We start from the raw sequence: 19,640 nt of genomic DNA, 5'->3' as shown, positions 1-19,640 counted from the left end.
CTCCTGGGCTGGGGCGGAATAACAGATCATGTACATGCGTCGCCGCTTGGCGCCTGCGGATTTCTCGGGGCGGGAGCGCCGCCATCTGTCGGGCAGAGAGCCTTTTGGCCGTTGCGCCGGACAGCTATTGCAAGCAGCGGGGCCGCTGCTGGGGCGAGTCGTAGTGGTCGTGGAAGACGATCCGGTCCTGGTGGCAGATGATCAGGTCGTAGGTGGCCGGCGGGCCGCAGACGAGCTCGTCGGAGTCGCCCTGTGTGCCAAGCGCGGGCATGGCATGCTCCTTCGGGCCGCGTCATTCAGCGGTGTGACGTGTGCAAGACCGCAGGGGCGGATGTTCTTGAGGAGCGGGACACTCGCCCCTGCGGCATGGGGTGGTGGCGGCGGTTGGTCAGACGGTCGCGGTGACCGCGGAGCGGTCGTCGGCGCTGCCGGGAGCAGCGCTGTCGTCTTCGCCCATGAGATCCGGATCGATGCCGAGGGCGCGAGCGGCACTCCTCTTGTCACGCTCGGTCAGAGCCGTCACGATCTGCTCGTAGCTGCTCTGGATCGGAGGCTTCTTCACGGTGCCGTAGGCGAGGACGTACTGGCTTGTCATCGCACGGGTGAAGGCGACGTAGAACATCCGCTTGGTGTCTTGGGGCATTTTCGTGTCCTCCCTGTAGAGGACGACGGTGTTGTCGAATTCGAGGCCCTTGGCACCGTGGATCGTCGAAACGACCAGATCAGCCTTGGACTCCAGGTTCTTCTTCTTGCGTTCCTGGTTCTTCTGCTTATTGATGTTCAGCTTCTTCTGGTTCCGCTGAATCTCGAAGGAGAGGAGGTTGTCGCGCAGCCGGTCGAAGAACGCCGCGTGCGTGAGCGTGCCCTGGTGGCAGAGCGTCACCCAGCCGTTGATGGTCGCGCTGTTCTCGATCCACCACTCGGAGATCGTGCGCAGGATCGCCTTCTCAACGTTGGCGTTGGCTGCGTTCTTTGTCAGCTTGTCCATGTTGTCCTTGATCCCCTGGGAGACCACGAACGCGGCATTGGCCGGCGGTGCCTGCAGGACGTCGTTCCAGAAGAACTTGATGTACTTCGAGAAGATGTCCGTGGCGTACACCTGGTCACTGACGAGCGAGGCGATGTGGCGGTCCGGATAGCGCTTTTCGAGCACGTCCTGGAGCAGAGCCACCTCACGGCGCGAGTAGGCCAGGAAGGCCACCTGCTCGCCTCGGTCCAGGCACTTGTCCACGTAGTCGGGGATGACCGTGTTGCGCACAATCGCCGGTAGATCCTGGGTGACGAACCCGGTGAGCCTGGCCACCTCGCGGTACTCCAGGGTGACCTTCTCCTGGAACGAGTCGGCCGTGGGCATCGCGAGCGAGTTCGCCTGCAGCTGGATGTTGGCGAACTGGTTGGTTTCCAGTCCGCCGAGTACGACGTTCGCGAAGTCCAGGATCTCCTGGTTACTCCGGTAATTCGTCGTGAGCTTGAAGGTCGCGAAGACCCCCGAGCTTTCCAGCGTGTTGAGCGCCCTCGGGTTCGCCGAGCGGAACTCGTACAGCGTCTGCGAGGCATCGCCGACGATGAACAGGGATTGAGCGTGCTTGGTGATGTACTTCAGCACGTAGATGAACTCGAAGACGGAGTTGTCCTGGACCTCGTCGATGATGAGGTACTTCGACTGCACGTGAGCCGGCTCGGTCATGTCGTCGATCTTCTGGTAGCAGAGGATGATCTGCAGCTCCAGCGACGTCTGCTCGATTCGGTCGAGCAGGGCGATCACCTCGTCGAAGTGGCTCTCGACGAAGGTGTTCAGGGCTGTGAATGCGCCGGCCTTGTTCTGGTCGACCTCCAACAGGCGATGGCGGAAGGTCGCCCCGAACTGGCTGTTCGGGTAGAAGATGTCGATCGAGTTGATGATCGTGTCGATGACCGAGACCTTGTGGGTCGGGTGGTTCATTGAGTAGATGTCGATGATCATCTTGGCGATCGTCATCGAGCCGACGTTCGGATTCTTCGACGTGATGTTGTCGGCCGCGGCGTTGGTGAAGCTCAGCACCGTGACGTCCGAGGCGGGAACGCCGCAGGCTTCCAGGTACTTGATCCGCTCCAGGATCACGGTCGACTTGCCGGTGCCCGCTCCCGCTTGAGTCATCACCAGCGGCTCGTGCGTGGTGAGCGCGTTGAGCTGCTGCTTGGACAGGTGGGGCGACAGATTCGGAGGCGTGGCCGGCTGCGCAGGCACGATCAGCTGAGCCTTCATCTGCTCCAGGTGGTCGAGCGTGTGGTTCATCAGCAGGCTGAGGTTCTGCTTTGACAGCTTCGTGGCGATCTGGTCGGAGAAGGTCGTACCCAGTTGCTTATGGATCTGGCGGTAGGCCTCCAGCGGGACGTTGTAGTTCTCCAGGTAGCGCAGCTGGACGGCGAGCATGTTCAGCTGCTGCTCCGTCGGGCCCGCGGGCATGTCCTGGATGTAGCGGCAGACCTCGTCGGCGATCGCCTCGGAGTCCCAGATCTGGGCCAGGCGCGTGATGCGCTCGTAGATCGAGTACTGGCGTATCCACTCGTCGAACTCATCGCCGAGGTTGGAGGCCGTCAGGCCGGCGGATGTGAGCACGTCCTGGACGTAGTCACGGGCGTTCTCCAGCGGGCTGGTGTCCCACTGCAGGAAGACGGCGGCGGCGTGGTTGCCGTAGCCGGCCGAGCGCGGGACGGCGGTCGCGTACTCCGGTTCGGGCAGCCCCTGCTTGAAGAAGTACAGCTCCATCCGGTATTGGATGACGAGGTCGCGCGTGGACTTGCCGCCGGACTTGTCCTCGTAGAACACGAGGGCCTGCGGGGTCATGTCGAAGACGACGTCCCAGTCGTCGAACCGGCCGGAAGAGGTGTCGACGGCAAAGCGGTCATCGACGTGCGGGACAGGCAGAGTGAAGGACCCGCCGGCGTTCAGGGCGCGGCGCGTGATCGGTGCGAGCGGGATCAATGTCGTGGTGATGTCGTGCTGCGTCGAGCTCTGCTTGACCTCGATGTCGGTGGCCATGGCGTACGCGGTGTTGGTGGCAGTGTTGATCGGCAGTAGGGACTCATTGAGCAGGCCGACCTTCTTGCCGTTGCCGGTGAGCTTTGAGGAGAAGAACTTCGGGTCGACGGTCTTCTGGGCAACGGCATTGGCCGAGAGGTCGAGGTCGTCAAGCAGGACAGGCATGACAACACCTTTCATCAGTGGATCGATAGGTGGATTGAGAGAAAATACAAATGACGCAACATAGCAATTCTGACAAGTGCCGATCGCCAGTCGAATGTCCGAATTCGGCTGGATATCGCAGCGGTAGGGCTGGGGCATGGGCGCAGGTATGAACACGGGCGGGGCTCTCGTCAGATGGCGAGCCCCGCCCGTGTTCCTCTCAACCCACCCGTCAGGGGCCGTTAGGCCCCTGAATCCGGGGTACGTGACGACGCCACACCCCGGACACCGCGCGCTACCCAGGCGCGCGGTCGTTCTTCAGCGGCAGCTCGGTTTATTCCTCGGAAGATCCCGAGCGCCGGTCGGAACCATCGGCGGCAGCGTTACCGTCATCGAGATCCCAGGGGCAGGCCGTGACGAGGGATCCGGTGGGATCGACCTCGATCAGGCCAAGCATGAGGCCAAGTTCGCGGAGTTCATCGGTGCTCCGGACATGGGTGGCGAGGTTCGCTCGGGCTGCGGCGGCGAGTTCCTGGGCTCGTTTTCGCTGCTCTTGGAGCACAGGTTCGGGGAGCATGGTGGACATGGCTGTTCTCCCTTACTGGGGATAAGGACGCGAAGCTGCGGACCAGGGCGCAGCGAAACCGGCAAGCAGGCCGGGGTACACAGTCGGATGGAGGGGGCGTGGGCAAGGCGGGCCCGGGGGCAGCCTGTCTTCACCCGGCCGCAGTGACGGCCGCATTCGCGGAGGCCAGCTGCTCGGCAAACGAGCGCAGTTGGGCGAGCTGCTCGGGAGTCAGGTGGTATTTGCTGGCTTCCTTGCCGGACGCCCGACCGGTAGCGTCCGCCGAGGTGATGCTCACGGACTTGAGGCCCGCCAGGCGCTCACGCTCGGCTGCCCTGGCCCTACCCTTCTCCAGGTCATCCCACAGGAACTCGGCGACCTCGACGGTCCTGCCGACCTTCCAGCCGTCGGCTCGGCGGACCTGATGGCCGTCCGGGTCGGTGATGACGATGGCATCGACGTGCCCACCCTGCATGCCGGTGAGGAGGACGGTGTATCCGTTCTTCGTGACAGCCTCGACCCTGTCAAGGCCCCAGTGCTTCTTGGCAAGGCGGCCGATCTCGGCGGCAAACGCGCTGCGCTGGTCGGTGGCCATGTGTCTCCTCCTTCTGATTGGTGTTCGCTGATTTCGCCCGACGACGCCCGGTCGCCCATGGCCGAAGACGTCCCGTGTAGAGGGTTCTTGACCGCCTTCTGGCGAGGTCACAGCCAAAGGGCCGACGACCGCTCCACGGCCAGGAGCTGCGGGCGTCCTTCTGGCCGGATCACCATTGCGCCGGGCGCGGTCATCCGTGCCAGGTCGAGCGGCCGGTCGGACGGGCGGCGACCGCGAACCCCGGGAGGTTGGGAGCTTGGGACTGCGGATTGTCCTAACAGAGGGACAATGCAGCTGCGGCATCGTCTCGTTGCAGGAGCCGGGACAGGGGCAGGACGTGCGCGACGCCCTGGCGGCGTTCGCGCAGGATCGTTACATCGCTGAGCAGCTCGCGCAGGCCGGCCTTCTGGCGCTCGGCCTCGGCGAAGTGGTCAGGCAGCACGTCCAAGGTGAGCTTCCACTGCTCCCGGCCTGCCCGTACCCACAGCCCCCGGGTTTTGGGCGAGTAGCACAGTACGGCTCGCGTGGTCCTCCAAAAGACCATCAGCGCTGTAGTGGTCACCGAATGCGCGGAATAGGCCGCTGTCGCTTGCGCTTCTGCGCATAGCGGAGTGCAGTCATTCGGGGGATGGAGCTACTCGCCCGGCTCACAAAAAGGGAGCAGGCCGTTGCTCAGTCGTCCGACGGAGATGTTACGGCTGTGCTGCCGGTCTGGGCGACCAGCAGGTGGTCCTCGATCCAGATGCGGACAGCCTTGCGCGCCGGGCGCGCACCCTGGGACTCCACGTAGGTGGCCTCCTCGATGGCGCGCAGCTCGTCGTCGGGCATCGAAGCTGGCAGCGTCTGGGCAAGCCGGGGTTTGGCTTCGACGATCCGCTCGCGCTGCCGCTCGTAGTCGGCGGCCATGATCTGCCGGTAGGTCTCCCGGTCGATGGGGTTGAACCCCACGACCAGTGAGAACCTGCCCAGCAGTTCGGCGTCAAAGGCCTGCTGTAGCGCCCTGGTGAGGCTCTGGTTTGAGATGGACTTCGGGTTGCTGCCGAAGCCGATCATTCTGCCGTCGAGCGCTTCCTGCGCGGCGTTGGTCGTGCAGATGACCAGTGCCTTAGAGAAATCCAGCATCTTGCCATGGGCGTTGCGGATATAGCCCTCGTCGAACGCAGAGAGGAACAGACGCTGCACGGCCTTGTCGGCTTTCTCGAACTCGTCGAGCAAGATCACCCGGTGGGGGTTGGACTCCAGCGTGTCGAACGGAAGCTCCTGGTTGGAGTCCGATCCGACGAAGCCGGGAGGTGCGCCCAAGATCTTCGACGTCGACCACGCGGAGTGGAATTCGGTCATGTTCAGAATGATCGGCTCCATACCGGTCATACCCTCGGCGATGAGCTTCACCGTCTCGGTTTTACCCACGCCCGAAGCTCCGGCGAACAGCCAGGTCGTGGGTGTCTTCGTCGGGAACAGATTGAGCTCTTCGCGGGTCAGGCGGTCCATGAGCGTGGCGAATACCTCGTCCTGCCCCTGGAGCCGGCTGGTGAGCGTCGCGCCCAGTGCAGCAATGTCGAGGTCCTTGCGCTGGGCGTTTCCCGTCATGAGGCGTTTGGCGACATCGAGCACACGGGTGCTCGTCAGCGGCACCTGTGGGATGAACCGCAGGGTCTGCGCGAGTGCCGTATCACCGGCGTTCTCGGCTTGGACGATGAGCTTCTTCTGCTCCAACACCCGATCAGCCATCGCCCGGTCAAGCAGGGTGATGGCGTGGTCCGGGCGGTGCTGGCCTGCTCGCGAGATCGCTTCGGCGATCTGAACAACCGAGCCCAGGACGTCGTCGGAAACTCCGATCCGGTGCAGGTAGTGCGCCATCAGGCCAGGGCGGACCGTGGTCAATACAGCCAGCGTCTGCTCCACGCTCAGCTCGTCGACGATGAGCCGGGAGAAGCGGCGGGCGAAGGCCGGATCCTCGTCGAAGGCCCGAGATTCGGTGCTGGTGGTCGCACCGATGACAGACATGTCGCCCCGGGCCAAGGCAGGCTTGAGGATCTGCGAGATCTTGCGGCCGGTCGCGTCGCTGTGACTGCTGGAACCGCCGGTGATCTGGTGCATCTCGTCCATGAACAGGATGACCTTGTTCTTGGGGTCCGAGGCGAACTCGACGATCGCCTTGACCTTCTCCTCCAGCGAGCCGACGACGCCGGTCCCGGCAATGATGTTGGCGATGGGCAGCTCGTAGATTGTGTGGTTCTTGAGCTGGTCGGGAATCAGAGTGTCGCCCAGGGCGATGCGGCGCGCGATGTCCTCGACGATCTTTGTCTTGCCGACGCCGGCGGAGCCGACCAGCAGAGCGTTGGGCTTCGTCTTGCTGATCACGACCGAAAGGACCTGCTCGATGAGCGTGTCGCGGAACATGGTGGGATCGGCGTTCTTGAACTTTTCGTTGTAGTCGACAAGAAGGTCCGTGACGTCATCGGGGGGGCCACCGCTAGACGGCATTCCCATCGACGGAGAGCGCGGAGGGAGGCCGCCGCCACCGCCGTTGCCCGTGCCGTCGTCAGAACCGGGGGGCATGAAGTTGCTGAGACCCATCGGGTCCTCCTTCGCGGTGCGGGTAGCTCGGCGTAGTGGCGCGCTGGGCGGTGCGCCACGGTGTCCCGAGCAGGGATTGGATGGATGAGAGAGAGTCAGGGGTCGCCGAGAGCGGCGCCGGGCACGGGGTGTTGGTCGCGCGGCACCGCTCTCGGCGGCTCTTGGGGGCGGCAGGGTCAGACGACCATGCCGAGGAGCTTCTGCCGGACGCTCGGGTCAATGTGCTTCATCGAGTCGGCGTAGCGCTTGGCCCTGCTGACCATGAACGACCAGTCCATGGCAGAGCACGGGGCGTAGTACAGGTTCTGCGGGTGGTCCTGACGCGTGGTTGGCGGCAGCCAGTCGAAGTCCGTGATCATCAGCGAGAGCTGGTGCTTGCGCTTCGGGGAAGCGTTGATGTAGTCCCAAATCTGCTGGTAGTTCGTGCCTCCGGTGACCTTGGGTACGCGGCGGAACTCCTTCCAGATCTGCCGCGTCGACTTGTTCTCGACCCGTAGCAGCGTCTCCTGAGAGAGGATGTGGCTGAACGAGTTGAAGTACAGGTTGATGTTGAGCTTCTTGGCGATCCGGATGAGCATCATGGCTGCCTCCTGGTAGTTCTCCTCGGAGATCGAGCCGGAGGTGTCGACGTAGACGTGCAGGTCGGGCATGTACTGCACCGAGGTGATCCGGCCGGGCTTGTTGAAGTCGTCCGGGTTCCGGCGGTTGGCCTTGAGGAAGGTCGCCTTCGTCGCGCGGAATATGTTCTGCGACTTGCCGACCTTGCCCATACGGCGCAGCACGCGGGTGATGTCCCTGAACAGGTCGAGCTTGCTCGGCGGTTGCTTGCGGAACGTCACCTGGGCGCTGCGGCTGCCAGGCTGACCCGGCTGCTGCCTGGCTCCCATGGCGGCGGCCCGGGCGGCGGCCCGCGGCAAAGACGTGAGTTTGGACAGCGAGGCGTTAGAGACGATCTGCACCGGCGAAGCCAGCGACTGGTTGATGAGGTTCCACTCCTGCGTGATCTTCGCGGCGCTGGCCCGGGCATGTGCCTCGACGTTGACCAGGACCAGGGAACGCGGGCAGAACAGCTCTCCGATCGTGAACGGCAGGATGCCGGCGCTGACCTGCGTTCCGCCAGCCTTCAATTGAGTCCTCTGCTGCTCGACGTACTGCATGAGCACATGGACGATCAGACGCGCGAAGGACAATTCGTCATTGTTGTCATCGTCGTCCTGGCGCAGCAGCAGGGATTCCGTCAGACCCTGCAGAGAGAGGCCCGCGAAGTCGCCGAGGAGTTTGACGGTGCTTCCAGGCAGGGTCGAGGCCATCACCTGGGTCTGCTGGGCCAACAGGACCTTGAAGTCGTCGAAGGCCGCGGAGGACTGGAACCAGAACCCGAGAGTGTCAGGATGGAAGGTGTAGGCGATCGAGGCGAAGAAGGCACTCTCGTCGCCGGTCCCTGCCAACAGAGTCTTCGCGGCCGGGAGGATGTCGGCCTGCGCCGTGTAAAGCACCCGTGGGGAGGGCGCAGGCATTTTGTTCTGCTGCCCGGCCTGGACGGCGAAGAGTTCGGTGACTGGCAACGGTGTGCCCTGGTCGAAGTTGATCAGGGTCTGTCCGAGCAACTCCTTGACGGTCTGCTCGCCGGTCACGTTCGGCGTGTCGCCGATGCAGCTGAGGACCAGGTCCGGGACGTCCGGCGTCAGATCAGCGCCCTGGGCATCGGTGATGCTCGCCGGGACACTGGGGTTCAGCGGCTGCAGCAGCGGGTCGACGAGGGTCTGCTGGATCGCCGGCAAAGGGTCATAGTCGCCTGTGCACCCGATGGTGTGCAGTGCGTCGAGCACGGCCGGTTTCTGATTCGTGACGTTGATCGTCATGGGTCGTGGTCTCCTTCCGGGACAAGGCAGCTCAAAAAGCCGCCGGTGGTGGGGAGTTGCAGCAGGGACTGCACCGCAGAGCAGCCCCCACCACCGGTGATCGATCAGAGGAACGCCGAGATGATCGGCTTGGCCTGGTTGACGATCGGTGCGTCAGTCCCCATGAACGCCTCCAGGTTCTGACGGTCGAACTGCTGGCTGGTCACCATCTCGATGAGCGTGCGGGTGTGCCCCGGTTCGATCTGAGTGGTCGCCAAGGCCAGCTGCTCGATGAGGCGCGCGTTGTCCTTGCTCTCCTTGAGCGCGTACAGCAGCGACCCGGACCTCTCGTTGTCGGTCAGCGTCGCGATGATGGCGGTCATGTCGGTCACGGTCGCTGCGGCCTTCAGGCTCGGGTAGCAATTCGGCTTAGGGACGTTCACCCGGGTCTGCTGTATGCCGCCGACGTTGTTCGCCAGGTCCTGGGCGATGGTGGCCACGAGCTGCGTGGTGAACGTGGTGTCCCCGACGAAAGCTTCGATGGCCTCGTTCAGCAGCGAGACTTCGCGGTCGCCGACCTGGACCGGGGTGGCCAGGTACTGCGCCAGCTGCTGCTGGTCAGCCACGTTGAGCCAGTTCGACAGGTTGTCGATAGTGCGCGGCGTGGTGAGCTGATTCATCTCCTCGCCGCCGTCGAACAGATCAGCCATCGTGACGTTGCCGTTGTCGTCGTCGTCCTGGCCGTCGACGACGATGGCCCCGGGCGTCGACTTCTGGAAGATCAGCGCGGGGTACTGCGTGAGCACCGTCTTCACCCAGGGGTTCAGGTTGTCGCCGAGGACCGACATGAGGGTGGCGGCATCGGGCTCGACGTGGAAGATCGCGAAGCGGGACAGGCTGGCCTCGTCGAGCGAGGTGACGTTGCCCTTGTCGTTGCCGGCCACGACGATACGGACGTTCTTGGGCAACGCGACGTGGCCCATGCGGCGCAGTGTGACCAGGGTCAGCGCGCCGGAGGTGACGTCGGAGGTGGTCCGGTTGACCTCGTCGAGGAAGAGGATCGGCCACTCGCGCGGGTTTGCCTCGGCGTAGTCGATGCACTCCTGGATCACCTGGTGGGGATAAAACACCTGCTTGTAGCTCTCGGTGCCGTCGTCCTTGGTGTACGGCACCAGGCGGGCACCGGTCAGGTCAGCCTTGTCGGCGAGCTGATTGCACGGCAGTGTGAAGGCCTGAGTGCCCATGGAGTACGCCAGGGCCGCGACGAAGCTGGACTTGCCGATGCCGGGCTCCCCCATGAGAGCGGGCGTCGCGCCGACCTCGAGGGCCTGCTTGATGAGGGTCGTCAGGGTGTCGGTGAACTTCATGTCGATGTCTTTCTGCGCGTGGGCGAGGAAGAGAGAAGGAGAAGAGATGTCGGAGGACGGCGCTGCGCTGCTTTTGGCGTCGTCGAGGCTGAACAGGACGTGAACGCCCCGGCGCAGGCCATGGGCCGCGGGGTCGGAGCCGGGCGGAGACCTGCACCCCCGTCATCGGTGGCGACGGAGCCCCGCTGCGCATCGCCACCCGATCGCGCTCCGCGCGATCCAGCACTGTCCCCCACCTGAGCTCGGCCCTGTCGCAGCACCCGTCACCCACCCCACTCACTACCGGAGGCAGCAGGTGAACAAGGATCAGAAGCAGCAGCAGGAACAGTCGTAGATCGTCAGTTGGCCGACGCGGCGCATGCTTCGCGGTCGGCCACGAGCGCAGCCGCGCGGTCAAGGAGGAAGGGCCGGCCGTTACGCCGCTCGCTGTGCTTGGGGCGCGCCGGGATGACATCGAGCGCCGTCTTGTAGAGCAGCCACGCGGTGTCGCCTGCCGAGTACTCGACTCCAAGGGCGCTGTAGGCGCGCAGTTGCGTCCGCATCCAGCCGTAGAGCGAGGCGAGAACCGAGAACTCCCACCGGGACATGTCGTGGTTGAAGTCGCTGGGATCCCGAAGCTGATGGCGTGCATTAGACAGTGTTTGCTCGACGATTGCCTGTGAGTACGGGATGTCAGGCATGTCCTCGGCGGTGTCGACAGCTGATGCCGAAGCGCCCGAGCTCTCGCGGGCATTCACAGCCAGCTCCGCATAGAGATCCTCGATGGAGGCGAAGGCCGGCGCAGTGGGCACAGCGTCTTCCTGAGCGATGTCGCGACCGGGCACCGGCTGGCGGGTAAAGGTGGTCCAGTGGTCCAGGAGCAGCTCGTACCAGCCGTGCTCCTCGCGCAGGACGCGCTTGCCGGCGGCCACCGGGAAGTCGTGGAAGTTGGTCGGCATCGGCAGGATGAGATGAAAGCCCCGGCCGGACATCGATAGCTCCGAGTAGAGGATGCCCGGCAGTCGCAGCAGGTCGGTGGCCACTCCTGGCGGGCAGTCAGGCTCAATGTCAAGGACGACTAGCCCGTCCGTGTGGGCCTGAAGGTAGAAGGCGGTGTTCGCAGCATTCGGTATCGCCGCGGTGAGCTCGTCGAGGGTGAGCAGGCAGGTCTCGTCCAGGGCGAAGGCCCCTCGCAGCGGGCCGGCGTGCTTGCAGCTGGACGTGCAACCGGAGAGCAGGTGCCGCACGTCGATCGGGGCTTTACGCCTCGGCGGCTTGGTGGGATTGTCAGGGGCCTCCTCCCGGATCTGTCCGGAGATGGTCCACCGACAGGCACCGGCGAGAGTGCGGATCGCGAGGTTGCCGTAGAACTGCGGGAACCAGGCGTGGGGGTCGGCCGGAGTCATCGTGGGACACGTGCTTTCGATCGGAGGGACAGGAAGAGAAAGACAGGACCCCCGTACTGCACGCGTGCGATACGGGGGTCTCATCGATGGTCAGCACGTATCACCCCTGGTAGGTGATCCCCGCCTGCTCGGCCTGACCGGAGCCGTTGGTCACAGGCGAGCCCACGGCCGAACCCGCGTCCTTGAGGGAGACGTTCTCGGCCTCCAGACGCGCGAGCTTCTGCTCCAGGGTCTCCTGCTGAGCAGGGGTCGAAGCGGGAGCCACGGCCGGAACAGGGACAGCAGCGACGGCGGTCGGCTGAGCGACAGCGGCCGGAACCTGAACCGGAGCCTGCACGGCTACGGCCACAGGTGCAGATGCCGGCTGCGGGGTCGGGAAGGCCAAGTCGCCTTCGACCTCGGTTGCCACCGGGACGGCAGCGACAGAGACAGCACTGGCAGAAGCGGCCTGAACTGAGCGCGGCGTGCCGTTGAGCACGATGCCACGCGCAGCCAGCTCGGCCTGATCGACGCCGCCGGCGTTGTAGTAAATCGGGCTCTCGTGCACGATCACCTGCTCCAGGGCCAGGCCGCGGTTGCTGAAACTCTTGGGCTTGTAGGTACGCAGCACGAGAGTAACGTCGAGGCCCTGCGCAAGCTCCCGGCCGGACGTGTCCTGGTCGAAGGTGCCGTCGCCCTTCGGAGAAGGGATCGCGATGCCGGGCAGGGTACTGCCCTTGGAATCGATGGAGTAGTTGAGTCCGGTTTCAGGTCGCTTCGGGGAGGGGTAGCGGCGCTCGGCGACGAACTGCTCTTCGAGGGTGGGATTGTTCGGATCGGTGAACTCGACCTCGGCGTGAATGATCGTGGCGGTGGTGTGCGGCTTGCCGACGGGGCTCATGCCGTTCTGCGTCTTGCGCTGGTCGCTGGCTGCGAGCTCCGTGCCCTCGATGAGACGGGCGAGCACGGCGAAGCCGAGCTTCCCGCGGATGAAGACGTTCTTACCCTCGGTGATGTGGCTGGCGGAGATGGAGTAGTTGGCCATGGTGATGCAGTTCCTTCGTTCGGTTTGGCGATCGATGATTCAGGGTTCTATACAGGGGCTTCCGGACAAGATTCACACTGCCTTTCTTCCACCTATTCTATCAAATTGGGTTCGACTATGAGTAGAATGCCATTGCCGAACATGAATGATTGTGCGCGCCATTCGCGGCACTATTGATAGAGGGGTTGAGACAGGTATGTCGGCTACGACCCAGAGGTCAGTAGAGACGGTATTGAAGTCATCGGCACAGACGAGAGCAGATGCCGGGAGCCATGCCGGCCCGATGGGCTTCGGCAACGGACCTGTCGTCGCCGCCAGCGTCATGGTGGGCTGCGCAGCACTCTTCGCCGGATGGGGCCTGACGCAGCTCGCCTCCTCCGACGGCGGCGTGATCCAGGCGCTGCAGGGCCATCACGCCCCGGTCGAGATACCGGTGAATCCAGGCGAGAAGAATGTCGAGGACGGCAGCGAACAGCATCCGGGCGGAGACGGAAGGGGAAAGCAGGACGAGAGCGGAGCGAGCCAAGAGTCGACGCCGGGGCGCGGCAACGAAAACAAGGCCAACGGGTCGGGTGCGCCGGCGGTGAAGCCTGCGCCGAAGGCGAAGTCATACATCATCAAGCCCTGCGACACTCTCACCGCGATCTCGGGGGCGACGGGGGTGCCGATCGGCATCCTGGTCGAGAAAAACAAGATCCAAAATCCGGATCTCATCTACGCCGGTGCTTCACTGCTCATCCCGCCAGTGCGGTGAGCCGCCACAAGAAGGAGTACGGGACATGAAGAGGAACGGTGTTGCCTGCGGATCCCTGTTTGGCCGGGGTGAGTCCGACGACACTGATGCGGCGTGAGAGGCCACTACTTCGCACCTCATGACTCTCGGTTGTGATCGGCTGGCCTCTGGAAGCTGTCGCGGAGGGCCGTGATGGCGTGCAACGTGCTCTCCCCTGCACCCACATGCCGCAGGCAGGCGAGATAGAGGTTCAGGGACGTACAGCTGTGCCCGTGCCCGTCCCAGTACGCCTTCGAGTACTCAGTCCACAGGCCGCGCAACTCGTCGCACTGCCCGACCGTGTTACCGCTCAGGTGGATGACCTCGGCGCGGCCGAACACGTAGATCCGGCAGCCGCAGGGCAGCCGGTAATGACCGGTTTCAAGGCCGATCGTGTCTGCTGTGATATCAGCCATGCTGCATCTCCTCATTCCCGGTTCCGGTGAACTGCGGCGCGGCACTGTCGGGCTGGTCGGCAGCGGACTACGCGATACCCGACATCGAAATCTCGGTCACTTCTGCTCCTTCTCTTTCCGGAACTTGAGTTGTCCCTTGACTTGGTCCTGGTGGGAGTGGGCACCAGCCGCCGGCACCGTCTCCCTGCACACCGTGCAGATGAACTGATGCTTCTCCCAGGGCTGTTCGCAGTAGAAGCAGGTGTCGCTGTCGTACTCAGGTGTGTGCAGCAGCACGATGTCTCGCGGAGTCCCCACCGCGTGCACGGTGGCGTACTCGTGGGCGAATATCGCGGCGGCCTCGTGAACGTTGTCCTCCGTGATGAACTCCGGATGCGACAGACTCCACTCACGCAGCATCCCGGCGACCTCGCGGGCGAGGGCCGGTGGCAGCTCGTGCTTGCCCCTCACCCATCGGGTCAGCCCAGCCTCGGTCGGCGATTTCAGGCCGAGGACGAGCCACTTCCCGCACCTGTCGCCGGTGCACCGCTCGTCGGAGATGCTGCCGCTCTCCCCGTTTGGCCGCTCGGTCAGCTCGGTCTCGCACTGCTGCTCGGTGACCGTCTTCGGGAAGCTGTCGGAGTCATAGGAGCACTCATCGTCGAAGTCGACATTGAGGTTCTGCGCCGTGCGGCGGATCGCGTCCTCGTGCGGCTTGCCGCTCTGCACCTTGATGCCGTTCGCCCGCATCACCTTCAGCGTGCAGCTCGGGCACAGCTTCTCAGCCTGGTACGTCTAGCCGACTACGTCGTGCGGTATCACCTCCCGGGCAGCCGTTCATGCGCCGCGTAAGGTTGACCACCAGGGCGTCCGGGAGAGTGGGGGCAACCTCGAACAGGCGCAGGGGAGTTTCCTGGATGCGGGTCTTCGCCCGACCGGGCAATTCCGTGAACGTGGCTCCCGCCCATCCGTCAGGCAGGACGAACTCAACACCAACAAGCCGAGCTTCGGAATCCGGGCGCATGAATTCGTGCAGGGCGGCCAGCGTGCCCCCACCGGACCGGACGACGTACCGATGCGCGGCAAGGTCGTAGCTCAGCACGGCGGGCGGCAGCGGGATGCGCAGCAGGGCCGACTCGACCGTGCGGGTCACGAACTCGCGCGTCAACATCATGGCGGGCAGTTCGGGCTCCAGTCTCGCTAATTCCTGGACGCACCGGTACATGGGGCGCAGGTTGGAATCCACCGGGAAGCCTGGGTTGGGCGTGGTCATGCTCGGTCTCCCTCGGTCTCGTCGGCTGGCGCGATTGCGACGACGTCCACCCGGGTCAAGGGGACGCCAAGCCGTGCGGCCTCCCGCTCGGCCTCGGTGTGCGTGCGGGTCAGGGTGTCGACAAGCTTTGCAGGACCGGTGATCTCGGTCGTAATGTGGTTCGGCATGGCAACGATCTCCCTCGGATGTAGTTGCGTTCATGCGACAACGTCACCAGAGTGCGTCGCTGGACCAGTCGAGGTGATCTTCAAGCGAGCTGGAGCAGTGCCGTTGTTCTGGGGCCCTATCGGGGTCTCATCGGACTCCGTGTAGACAGCGCCCGCGAATGTCTGTCTCTGCCCGATGCCGTTGCCCGATCCAGGCCATGAGCACGGCGGAAATCAGACAGCCACGCGGAGCTTCAGGGAATCCGCCATGGGCTAGGACCACAGGACCAGGCCGGTGACTCGCTGACCTGGACACGAACGTGGTGGCACGAGCGGCAGGGCCGGCCCTGCGCCGTTCAGGCGTCGAGAAGCACGCAGACGGGACACTCAGGTGCCCCGGGTGGCACGGCGCGCTGCACGGTGTAGCCGCACAGGCAACCATGGAATGTGCCGTCGCTCACGTGCATGTAAGCGTGCTCTCGCCCTCGGATCCGGTTGCGGGCATCGGTGATGTCAGCCGGCTCGACGAAGGTGATGCTGTTGCTGTTGGCGCCCGTCGGGGCGAGGTTCCCAGCGATGGATTTCTTGAGGGCTGCCACATTCGGGTCGTCGTCATCGACGTTCAGGCCCGTGAACGTGACGCTCTGATTTGCCGGGTTCGGCTTGGAACTCTTGCGGGGCCTGCCTGCGGTGAAGTCCTGCATTGCGCTGTCATCCCTCTTTCATGTGTTGGCACAGCCAGCGCTTCGTAGTACTCGTAGCGGGCGCAGGAATACAAAAGCTCTAGGGAACACGGGTCCCCCAGGGCTTCTCGGCATCCCATACGTCGTCCGGGGCGGCTGCGCCGCCCGCTGCGTCGCACCGGCGTCGGGACCCGTACAGAGCTCGTAGCGCGTCGCCAGCCGTGCTGGATCAGCGGAAGTGTTCGTCGCTCTAGTCGATCCTAAGGTCCCGGCCGGTGGACCGGCCGATGACGGTGAAGACGCAGCCGCCGTCGGCAGAAAGCTGCGCGGTGCCCCGTCGGAAGTTCCTCCGCCAAGCACCCAGGGCGACTTGGGCCGGCGAGGCCTCCTCATTGCTGCCGATCTCCCACCGCACGAGGTTACGGTCCCATGGTCCATGTCGTCGGGGTCGGAGCATAGCCCGTGCGGGAGGCTGCCCTCCCCCGAAGAGCCACACCCGGTGACGAGCCCGCGACGAGTAGCTCGACGAGCCTCTCGTCGTTGACCGGCCCGCAGTGCAGGGTGAAGACCTCGTCGTCCCAGGGAATAGCGTCGGCCCTATGGGGCTCAGCCGGTAGCAGTGCGAGCGGCATCCATCCCGCTTGGCGAGAAGCAGCTAGTGGATCCGACGGGCACCGCCTCAAAGTCCTGGTAGAGGATGGCCCGGTGCTCGTGGTTCGCGACGGCGGCGTGGACGCAAGACCTGCGGTCTGTGGAGTCGGAGATGGCCGGTCCTCGTTTCTGCGCCGTGGCGCTGGGATCAGTCCTCTTCGTCTATGAGTGCGGCCAGCAGCTGCGCCAGGGGGCGGTCGTGGGAGAAATGACAGGTCGGCTTGTGCGTCTTGTAGCGCTCCTCGCAGAGGAACGTCGTGGTGCCGGCTGCGTTGTCGGTGTCCCGGTGGTACGTGGTGCCCGTGCCGCAGACCCGGCAGAACTGGTCGAGCTGCTCGCTGGTGATGATCTGCGAGCCGAAGGTTCCGCAGCGAGAGCAGAAGCCAGCGCCATTGCGGTAGCCACGAGCTTCCCAGTTGTGGGACCCACTGCCGTCGGAGCAGTTCAGGGCGCGCTGGTATTTGGCCCATGCGGTGTCTTCGCATGCCTCAGGAGTCGCGCCTTCGCCGCGGATGAAGGCGGCTTCCGGCGGGTACACCTCCATGAAAAGCATGGTGTACGACGTGCGTTCGCCCTCTTTGGCATTGCGGATGAGGACGACACCGCTGACTGCGCAGACCGCGGTCTCGGCCGGCCACGGGTGCCGGACTTCACAGGGGCCCTGACTGCGGAAGTCGATCGTGGTACCAGTGTCCTGGCAGGTCATAATCTCGCGCACAGTCAGATCTCCTCGTCATCCGCGTCTTCTTCGTCGGGGTCTTCGGTGTCGTCGTGGTCGAACTACTCGGCCCAGATCCCCTCGGTGACGAGGTAGCCCGATGCTCAGGGCGTGGGCTTCCTGGGGTTCAGCGCCATGTACCGGCGCAGGCTCTGCCCTGCACCAGCGAGGGCATCAGTGATCCACTCCGGGAACGTCACGTAGACGAAGTCGAGGGACGTGACCGTGCCGAACAGGAGCATCACGGCCTCGTCGCGCGGAATACCACGGCTCATCAGGTAGAACAGCGCGTCCTTGTCGAGGACCGGCTGTCTGTCCAGGGCATGGAGCATCGCGTCGGGATCAGATACGAGCGTCATGGGGCGGTCTACGACGACATACTCGTGCGGCCACAGGTGCAGGTCTCCCCCGGGCGTGGCGATGATCGCCTGCTTGGGGTGGATCTTCACGCCCCTCGAAACGATGGCCTCGGCGTTCAGCTCGTGTGGGCGGGCTCGCCACATACTCAGGGGCGGCACCCGGAAGCGGGAGCGCAGTTCGGTGAAAGGTTCCTCGACCACGATGATCCAAGCCCCGTCCTCCGGGACGGCTTTGCCGTCCCGTTCGGGGAAGTACATCGAGGGCTCGGCTCCGATCGAAGCTGCGAGGAAAAAACCATCGTCAGCAGCTTCGGCGCGGCGCTCGGCGTCCCACGCCTGCCATTCCGGAGTTCCCTGGGCGTGGCAGGAGTCGGTGTGCTTCTTCGGGACCTGCGTTCCCATGGATGCCTCCGTCTTCGGTGGTGATGGTTCGAGTGATGGCTCAGCCGTGCTCCAGGATGTGGTCGGCTTGTCTGCTGACGATCTGGGTGATCTCCTCGGCAGGCTCTCGAAGACCGGTGAGAGGTTTGAGACCCGGGTCGTGAGCGCCGGGGTCCCCTCGGGTTGCGCGAGCTCTCGGTCGTGGCCGGATGCGAGGAACCCAGGGATCGACATGATGTCGAGCAGGCGATCATCAGCTGTGATGCACCGCGTCCACCTCAATGTTCGCCCGTCGGAACGAGAAGACGCCGGCGCTACCGTTCGCCGGCTGCTACCTGGGAAACTAGCCGGGCGTGCCCCCGGCATCCGCCAACGAGTCCCGGTCGGAGGCCTGCGGCACGCTCGTGTGGTGGCCCCATCCGTAGTCGATCCGGTCGTTCTCTCCCTTACACCAGCACCCGTCGCACGAGTGCGGCATGAGCGGGTGCTGGTAGTCGTGCGGGCGCTGCCGGAATGGAACGTTAGGTAATCGAGCCTTCTTGATGTCTGGTTGACGGCCGATGCGTGGCCCGACCGGTGAACCGGCGAGACGCGTCGGTGTCTTGCTCGGCACATCGGTCGTCGACGTCGCCCTCACGTACAGCCAGTGGCAGTAAAACGTCTCATCAGGAGCATCACCGATGCCCCTGATGAGACGTAGACGTACAAGCGAGGAATGAGCTGAATGCGCGAACACCCGCCCCGTTTCGGCTTCTTCTCCGTCCCCGGGTCGGCTACGCCGGCCCAGCCCCGAGGCCAACACCCTAGGGCGCGAAGCTGAGGTGGCCACTCCGTCAGCCATCGGAACGCGACGCCAGGCGTGCAGCTGGCGGAGTTTCCTGAGGCACGAGGTCGTGGTTCTCACGCCGTATCGGTGTCGTCGGACTCACCCCGGCCAAACAGGAACCCGCGGACATCGCCGTTCTTTATCATGTCCTGTAGATGCGCGAGGAACACTGCGCGCTGCGCTGCCCGACGATCAGCCAAGGGATCGTACTCGCGTAGCGCCTTCAGGTTGACAACCCAGCCGTTTTCGCGGGCGATTGCCTGTTCAAGTTGAGATGTGGGCACAACGTCCATGTTGGTGAAGTCGTGGTCGAACTCCGGCGCGATGTCGAGGCGCTGGCTGGGCTCGTCGATGTAAAGGGTGTCGATACCGACCTGCTGGCCGGTCTGGTTGAACGCCACGAGGAACACACGGTCCGCCCTGGTGGTGTTGTCGACATGGACTGCTGCGACGTCGGCGTCAGCAATGAAGGCCGTCAGCTCTAACTGCTCGTGCACGCGGGCGCGAGCCTCATGACACCACATGAGGCGTCTGGCTTCGTTGAAACCCTTGAATTCATCAGAAGTGGACCCGTCGGTATGAGGGTCGGTCATCGGTCGACTCCTTGATATGCAAGATCCGGGAGGTGTGTGCTGCCAGGGGCGTATTGGATGCCTGATGCAGCGAGCCTGGCTCGGGTCGCGGCGGAATATCCACGCGAAGAAGAATGGGCAGACAGAATCACACCGGCCGCCCTGCGCTTGGCCAGCCGACGCAGGAGCCGGTCGAGCCTGTCCACCGTGGCGCCTGTCAGCGGCCGGGGCCCCAGGGCAAGGAAGACGAGTGCACCCGATGTCTCGGCAGCAGCCATCTGTTCGGCCTTGATTGCATCCCCCGTCAGGGAGACCAGCCCGCTCACCTTGACCCAGCCGCA

At 64.4% G+C, this 19,640-nt stretch carries 19 protein-coding genes; 1 reads left to right on the top strand and 18 read right to left on the bottom strand.

Translation table 11 applies throughout. The features are described 5' to 3' along the window. Positions 1-124: 124 nt before the first annotated feature. The 10 genes from OG285_RS32830 to OG285_RS32785 all read right to left on the bottom strand — a co-directional run bounded on the left by OG285_RS32830 (position 125) and on the right by OG285_RS32785 (position 12,523). Positions 125-271: a hypothetical protein gene (locus OG285_RS32830; protein WP_371793114.1), complete on the bottom strand. Its 147-nt coding sequence runs from the start codon at positions 269-271 to the stop codon at positions 125-127. A gap of 117 nt (positions 272-388) precedes the next feature. Beyond that, on the bottom strand, positions 389-3,187 hold the full coding sequence (locus OG285_RS32825) for a UvrD-helicase domain-containing protein (protein ID WP_371793113.1): 2,799 nt from the start codon (positions 3,185-3,187) through the stop codon (positions 389-391). 313 nt (positions 3,188-3,500) lie between these two features. Continuing rightward, positions 3,501-3,752, bottom strand: coding sequence for a hypothetical protein (locus tag OG285_RS32820; protein ID WP_371793112.1), 252 nt, complete (start codon positions 3,750-3,752; stop codon positions 3,501-3,503). A gap of 130 nt (positions 3,753-3,882) precedes the next feature. Further along, positions 3,883-4,326, bottom strand: coding sequence for a hypothetical protein (locus OG285_RS32815; protein WP_371793111.1), 444 nt, complete (start codon positions 4,324-4,326; stop codon positions 3,883-3,885). A 274-nt stretch (positions 4,327-4,600) separates the two neighbouring features. After that, the gene (locus tag OG285_RS32810; RefSeq protein WP_371793110.1) at positions 4,601-4,888 is read right to left on the bottom strand and encodes a hypothetical protein; all 288 of its coding nucleotides are present in this window, start codon (positions 4,886-4,888) and stop codon (positions 4,601-4,603) included. A 110-nt stretch (positions 4,889-4,998) separates the two neighbouring features. Further along, entirely contained in the window at positions 4,999-6,906 is a 1,908-nt protein-coding gene (locus OG285_RS32805) for an AAA family ATPase (protein WP_371793109.1), read from the bottom strand. A gap of 176 nt (positions 6,907-7,082) precedes the next feature. Next, a complete protein-coding gene (locus OG285_RS32800) occupies positions 7,083-8,768 on the bottom strand; it encodes a hypothetical protein (protein ID WP_371793108.1) in 1,686 nt (561 codons plus the stop codon). Between the two features lie 104 nt (positions 8,769-8,872). After that, positions 8,873-10,114, bottom strand: a complete 1,242-nt coding sequence (locus OG285_RS32795) for an AAA family ATPase (RefSeq protein ID WP_371793107.1) — start codon at positions 10,112-10,114, stop codon at positions 8,873-8,875. A 338-nt stretch (positions 10,115-10,452) separates the two neighbouring features. Then, positions 10,453-11,499, bottom strand: a complete 1,047-nt coding sequence (locus OG285_RS32790; RefSeq protein WP_371793106.1) for a hypothetical protein — start codon at positions 11,497-11,499, stop codon at positions 10,453-10,455. A 100-nt stretch (positions 11,500-11,599) separates the two neighbouring features. Next, positions 11,600-12,523, bottom strand: a complete 924-nt coding sequence (locus OG285_RS32785; RefSeq protein ID WP_371793105.1) for a hypothetical protein — start codon at positions 12,521-12,523, stop codon at positions 11,600-11,602. Between the two features lie 283 nt (positions 12,524-12,806). Between OG285_RS32785 and OG285_RS32780 the strand changes: the two genes are divergently transcribed. Then, a complete protein-coding gene (locus tag OG285_RS32780) occupies positions 12,807-13,277 on the top strand; it encodes a LysM peptidoglycan-binding domain-containing protein (protein ID WP_371793104.1) in 471 nt (156 codons plus the stop codon). 116 nt (positions 13,278-13,393) lie between these two features. On the opposite strand, the gene OG285_RS32775 is transcribed toward OG285_RS32780, so the two are convergent. The 8 genes from OG285_RS32775 to OG285_RS32740 form a co-directional block, all read right to left on the bottom strand. Next, complete coding sequence (locus tag OG285_RS32775) at positions 13,394-13,711, bottom strand: hypothetical protein (RefSeq protein WP_371793103.1); 318 nt, start codon at positions 13,709-13,711, stop codon at positions 13,394-13,396. Positions 13,712-13,807: 96 nt separating this feature from the next. Further along, positions 13,808-14,440: a hypothetical protein gene (locus OG285_RS32770; RefSeq protein WP_371793102.1), complete on the bottom strand. Its 633-nt coding sequence runs from the start codon at positions 14,438-14,440 to the stop codon at positions 13,808-13,810. 31 nt (positions 14,441-14,471) lie between these two features. Beyond that, the gene (locus OG285_RS32765; protein ID WP_371793101.1) at positions 14,472-14,963 is read right to left on the bottom strand and encodes a hypothetical protein; all 492 of its coding nucleotides are present in this window, start codon (positions 14,961-14,963) and stop codon (positions 14,472-14,474) included. Then, positions 14,960-15,130, bottom strand: coding sequence for a hypothetical protein (locus tag OG285_RS32760; RefSeq protein WP_371793100.1), 171 nt, complete (start codon positions 15,128-15,130; stop codon positions 14,960-14,962). The genes OG285_RS32765 and OG285_RS32760 overlap by 4 nt, the downstream gene beginning before the upstream one ends. Before the next feature lie 335 nt (positions 15,131-15,465). Continuing rightward, a complete protein-coding gene (locus OG285_RS32755) occupies positions 15,466-15,813 on the bottom strand; it encodes a hypothetical protein (protein ID WP_371793099.1) in 348 nt (115 codons plus the stop codon). A gap of 778 nt (positions 15,814-16,591) precedes the next feature. Further along, on the bottom strand, positions 16,592-17,161 hold the full coding sequence (locus OG285_RS32750) for a hypothetical protein (protein WP_371793098.1): 570 nt from the start codon (positions 17,159-17,161) through the stop codon (positions 16,592-16,594). A gap of 104 nt (positions 17,162-17,265) precedes the next feature. Beyond that, the gene (locus tag OG285_RS32745) at positions 17,266-17,922 is read right to left on the bottom strand and encodes a hypothetical protein (protein WP_371793097.1); all 657 of its coding nucleotides are present in this window, start codon (positions 17,920-17,922) and stop codon (positions 17,266-17,268) included. Positions 17,923-18,801: 879 nt separating this feature from the next. Then, complete coding sequence (locus OG285_RS32740; protein WP_371793096.1) at positions 18,802-19,320, bottom strand: hypothetical protein; 519 nt, start codon at positions 19,318-19,320, stop codon at positions 18,802-18,804. Positions 19,321-19,640 lie beyond the last annotated feature (320 nt).

Source organism: Streptomyces sp. NBC_01471 (assembly GCF_041438865.1).
Taxonomy (GTDB): domain Bacteria; phylum Actinomycetota; class Actinomycetes; order Streptomycetales; family Streptomycetaceae; genus Streptomyces.
The sequence above is the reverse complement of the archived record's forward strand: the minus strand, read 5'-3'. Positions and strand labels throughout refer to the sequence as shown.